Raw genomic sequence first — 4,566 nt, forward strand, 5'->3', positions numbered from 1 at the left:
TAATGGTGACGTCGGGTATTGGAACTGTCCGAATGCCCCTTGAGCCGGCCGTTGCCGCCGGGGTCTTCACGATTGGCAGGCCCGGATCAGAGACGCAAGGACAGTGCCCGGGTCGTGCAGAGGACGGGCGCCGTCGGTGACGACTCGGCGTGTGCCAGGATCCACCGGGTCCGTCTGTGCCCAGTCGGGAGACCCGATGTTGATCTCGACCTCCAGCCCTGACGCTGTGGCAAAGCGCCGTTCGCTGATCGGTCCCCACGACTGGGTTCTGACCAGCTTGCCGAGGGCGAGCTCGACGGCCCATGCGTTGTCGGAGTACTGGGACTCGTCAGTCGTGAGAAGGACGAGGTCGATGTCGGAGTCAAGCCGTGCGGCATTGCGAGCGCACGATCCGACAAGTAGGAGACCGACGACGTCGTGGCGGCCTGCGGCCCACCGCGTGATGCGGTCGATGATCTCTTTCGTTTCGGCAGTCCGTTCCGGTGAGATCACAGGTCGCAGATTCGCTGGCTGGTTGTCACGGTGCATCGTGTTGCCTCCGGGGTGAGTAGCGGTGGCTGACTTCCGCGGCGTAGTTGGCCCAGTCGCCCGCGGAGAGACGTTGCCAGGCGACGGCGACGTCGGTGTGGATGCCGAGGGTGCGGGCGAGGATCGCGGCGGGGATCTCGGTGGCGAGTTGGAAGAGAGCGGTGCTGCGGGCCTGGTTGGGTCGGATGCCGAGGTTGTTCAGACGTTGCGTCAGCTGTGTGGTGCTGATCGGCCGTCCGGGCTGGCCGCCGGGGAAGAGCCATGGAGACGGCGTCAGGGCGCCGATGGTCGCGTGTCCCTTGCGGTTCGCGGCAACGGTGCGGGCCAGCTGGGCGACGGGCTCGGGCAGATGAACGGGTGCATTGCCGAGGTGGAGACGTACTTCCCGAGCGCCGGCCTCGACGTCCTCGGTGGTCAACCGGTGGATTGCCGACGGTGCTTGGGCATAGAGGAGGAGAAGCAGCCCGGCGAGGCGGTCTTCGGGCTTGAGGGTGTCGTCGTGCAGGAGCCGGCGTGCGGTGTTCCAGCGATGTTCGTCGTCGAGTGGCTGGGTGGGGCCATTCCAGCGGACGGCGGGGACGTGGACGGTGGTGAGCTTGTTGGTGCGGGCCCAGCGGATGAAGTGCCCGGCCGTCTGGCGGTAGGTGGCCAAGTCGTCGGTGAGCCACTGGTCGAGGTCGGCCTGTCGGCATGTCTCCAGGGTGAAGTCGTGGGCTGTGAGCCAGTTCAGGAAGGCGACGGCCGCGTGGGTGCGTTGACGTGCGGACATGAACTGCTGCGGGGTAAGAGGGCGGCCGTTGTTACGTTGACGAAGCCGCCGGACCAGGTGCCAGATCGTGTACCGGTGCAGAACTTTGCGATGTTCAGGGTCCGGCTGGGATGCGAGGAGGCCGGTGAGGAAGCGTTCGAGGCGGACCATGTACTCGTCGCGCTCGGGCAGAGCACCGACGCCGACGAGGACTTGGCGGAGGTGGGCGAGGGGCGGGCTGTCGGGCAGTTCGTCGAGGGCCTCGTGGGTCAGGGCTCGCCGGCCGGCCGCGAGGTCGGACAGGACCGGGGAGACGGACGGCTTGTTCAGCCAGCGTCTGGCGGTGATGGGGTGCTCGGTGGTGGCGATGTTGTGCCGAAGGGCTTCGAGGCCAGGGTGGAGGGCATCGGACGGGGGACCCAGCAGCTCGCCCAGGCGCCGGTTGATGAGACAGCGGGCGCACTGGCCAGGGTGCGGGTAGTCGGGATCGCTGCAGGTGGGGCAGGTGTGCCAGACCTCAGGGGCGGTGCAGTCAGCGCAAAGAGGCTGGTCGAGGGTCCCGGAGACGACCGCCGCAACACCTCGACAGACCGAGCATGGTGCTGAGCGACGCTGGCAGTCCGGGCACCACGGCCGGCCCGTGGTCCGGGAGGTGCCGCAGGGCCTCTCCTCGCCGCAGATGCTGCACGTCGCGGTGGGCAGGGAGGGACAGCTGGAACAGAGCGGACCGACCGGCGTGCGGGTGTTCACGACCTTCCGTCTGCCGCAGTTGATGCAGGTCTCGAGGTTTGCTGGGTCGTTGACCAGGCAGTTTGGACACAGCGGTCGGCCCTGTTCGTCGCGGGTGGCCGGCTCGCGGCGGGCTCCGCAGCCTGAGCACTCCTCGATGCGGGAGTGGGAGATGCAGGTGCGACAGACTCGCTGTCCGTCTAGGGGCTTGTCGATGCGTACGGCTCTGTGGCAGACCGGGCAGGACGGCCGGACGATCCCGGCGACGCCGGCCGCGTGCAGCAGGTCGATCAACCGGAGGATCGCGCGGTGGGGTGCGAGGTGGCCGTCCCCGGTCAGCAGGGCGGGGTTGGCTTCCAGAGCCCAGGCGAGCTTCTGCTGGTAGGAAGGGCGGGGTGCCGACCGGCGGACCGCGTCGGCGATCACTTCCCGCCCTGCGTGCGGATCCAGTTCGGCGATCAGGGCGCTGATCACCGCGATGGGATCGCGTCCGTCGGAGTCCGGGCACTTGGCGCATCGCGGCCGCCCGGCCCGGTCCCGCGTAGCGACCCGACGGGTGTTTCCGCAGGCAGCACAGGACTCGGGTTGCGGTCCGCAGTTCCAGCAGTACCAGTCCTGGCCGTGTCGCTGGAGGGTTCGCATCTGTCTGCCGCACTCGGCGCAGCACGGCGGCGAGATGGCCTGGGCTCCGGCCTCGCGCAGGGCGATGAGCAGGTCGCCGACCGCCCTGGGCGCCGGAGAGCGTCCGTCGCCCAGCACGCTGGGATGCTCGGCCAGATGCGCGGCGAGGCGGCGTGCCTTCGCGCGGCCGCCCGCGACGCCGGTGACCACGGCGCGGATCCGGTCGGGCTCCAGTCGGTGTTCGACGGCCGCGACCAGGTCCACGATCAGCCCGAGCGGATCGGAGACGGCCCGCTCGGGGTGCCTGGGTGCGGTCACGGCCGCTCGACACCGCGGATGCGGGCCCGCTTGGGCCGCAGGTCACCGACACCGGTCTCGGCGCCAACGGCCTTCTTTGTCCGTGTGGTTGATCCGGCACCGGCTGCGGCCACGGGCTCGATGAGGTCGTCCATGGTGCAGTCGAGGATGTCGAGCAGGGCCATGAGGATCTTCAGGCTGAGCCGTTCGGGGCGTTCGACGACGAGCCGGTAGACCTGGCTGGACGACAGGGTGATGCCGCGTTCCTCCAGCAGCGGGATGAGGTCGGTGGTGGAGAAGAGCCCGCGGTCGGCCATGACCTTGCGCAGGTGCCATTGGTAGTCGAGCTTGGCGGCCATCAGCGGTCCTTGTCTGCGGAGGTCGGGGCGAGCGCGGGCGCAAGTGCCCTGTGGAGCATGGTGCTCATGAAGTCGTCGCTGACGTGCGTGTAGATAGCGGTGGAGCTGTCATTCTCGTGACCGACTTGCTGCTGGAGAAACCGCCGGTCGACCCCGTCCTCCGTGAGATGGGTGACGTAGGCGTGGCGAGCGGAGTGGACGGTCAGCTCCTTCGGGAGCTTGAGGGCGTCGCGGTAGGCGACGAACCGGGCGTTGATCTCGGCCGGCTTGACCCGGCCGCCCCGCTCGGTCACCCACAACGCGGGGTGGTCCTCGCAGCCGAACCGCGGCCGCACGTTCTCCACATAGTCCGCGACCGCCTCCACCGCCCAGTCCATCACCGACAGCACGTTGCGACGCCGGGGCGGCTGGCCCTTCTTGGCCTTGCCGTAGCGGACGTTCAGCGTGCCGTACCGGCCGAACTGCGGCGCCTTCGCATTCCGCCCGAAGTCGACCACATCTAGCTTCGATGTTTCGGTCCGGCGCAGCCCCCACCCGTAGATGACCTTGAAGAGGGTGGCGTCGCGGTAGGCGGCGAGGGCTCCCTTGCGCTTGGCCCGGACCGCCCGATCGACCTGGTCGTCGGCGTAGTCGAGGAAGCGCTGGATCTCCTCGCGGGTGAAGGGCCTCGCCTCGGGGCGGCCCTCGTAGTCGTTGAGGTGGGCGATGGTGTTCCACTCGTGGCAGATGGCCACCGGGTGAGTGCCGAAGGCGTCCTCGCAGGCCACCGCCCAGCCGTAACGGCCGTCGATCAGAAACTCGCTGAACAGGCGCAGGCTGCCCTGGTAGCTGCGGATCGTGGACGGCGCGAGGTGCTTCTCGCTGGTCAGCCATAGCGACCACTCATCCACGTGGCCGGGCGTCCAGGCCCACGGGTATTCGTTGGTGTACTCCACAAACCGACGTATGAGCCGTTCCCGGGCGGTGACCGTGTCCTCGCGAAGCCCGCGGGCGGCCTGCTGAGCCCGCCAGCCCCGCAGCATCGCCTCGACCATCGCGTCCTGCGGACGCAGCTGGACCACCCCGGAGACCAGCTCCAGATGAGCCGCCCCCGCCAGGTTGGCACGTCGCTGAAGACCCACTTCCGCCCTCCCTCCCAGAGGGCAAATCCTGCATCAGATGGGATCTGATCACCAAACTCCCAGCTCAGGCCGCCAAGTTGTAGGAGGGTGGAGTCATAACCGGACGCTGTTCTGACCTCGCAACCTGCAGTTTCTCGCCCGTCTGATGCAATTCCCGAGGGTT

The 4,566-nt window shown here is 68.5% G+C and carries 4 protein-coding genes; all 4 read right to left on the reverse strand.

Features of this window, described 5'->3' with window-relative positions; all coding sequences use genetic code 11:
- Nucleotides 1-66: 66 nt before the first annotated feature.
- The 4 genes from ACFV9M_RS41775 to ACFV9M_RS41790 are packed head-to-tail and all read right to left on the reverse strand — an operon-like array spanning nucleotide 67 to nucleotide 4,403.
- The gene (locus tag ACFV9M_RS41775; RefSeq protein WP_385079726.1) at nucleotides 67-492 is read right to left on the reverse strand and encodes a nucleotidyltransferase domain-containing protein; all 426 of its coding nucleotides are present in this window, start codon (nucleotides 490-492) and stop codon (nucleotides 67-69) included.
- Between the two features lie 25 nt (nucleotides 493-517).
- Nucleotides 518-2,944, reverse strand: coding sequence for a site-specific integrase (locus ACFV9M_RS41780; protein ID WP_385079728.1), 2,427 nt, complete (start codon nucleotides 2,942-2,944; stop codon nucleotides 518-520).
- A complete protein-coding gene (locus ACFV9M_RS41785) occupies nucleotides 2,941-3,282 on the reverse strand; it encodes a helix-turn-helix domain-containing protein (RefSeq protein WP_385079730.1) in 342 nt (113 codons plus the stop codon). Before ACFV9M_RS41785 ends, ACFV9M_RS41780 begins: the two co-directional genes overlap by 4 nt.
- The gene (locus tag ACFV9M_RS41790) at nucleotides 3,282-4,403 is read right to left on the reverse strand and encodes a tyrosine-type recombinase/integrase (RefSeq protein WP_385079733.1); all 1,122 of its coding nucleotides are present in this window, start codon (nucleotides 4,401-4,403) and stop codon (nucleotides 3,282-3,284) included. The genes ACFV9M_RS41785 and ACFV9M_RS41790 overlap by 1 nt, the downstream gene beginning before the upstream one ends.
- Nucleotides 4,404-4,566 lie beyond the last annotated feature (163 nt).

The sequence above is a fragment of the Streptomyces sp. NPDC059895 genome (assembly GCF_042731035.1).
Taxonomy (GTDB): Bacteria; Actinomycetota; Actinomycetes; order Streptomycetales; family Streptomycetaceae; genus Streptomyces.

Coding starts and splice junctions, on each gene's coding strand:
- ACFV9M_RS41785 (WP_385079730.1), bottom strand. CDS start 3,282: ATGGCCGCCAAGCTCGACTACCAATGGCACCTGCGCAAGGTCATGGCC.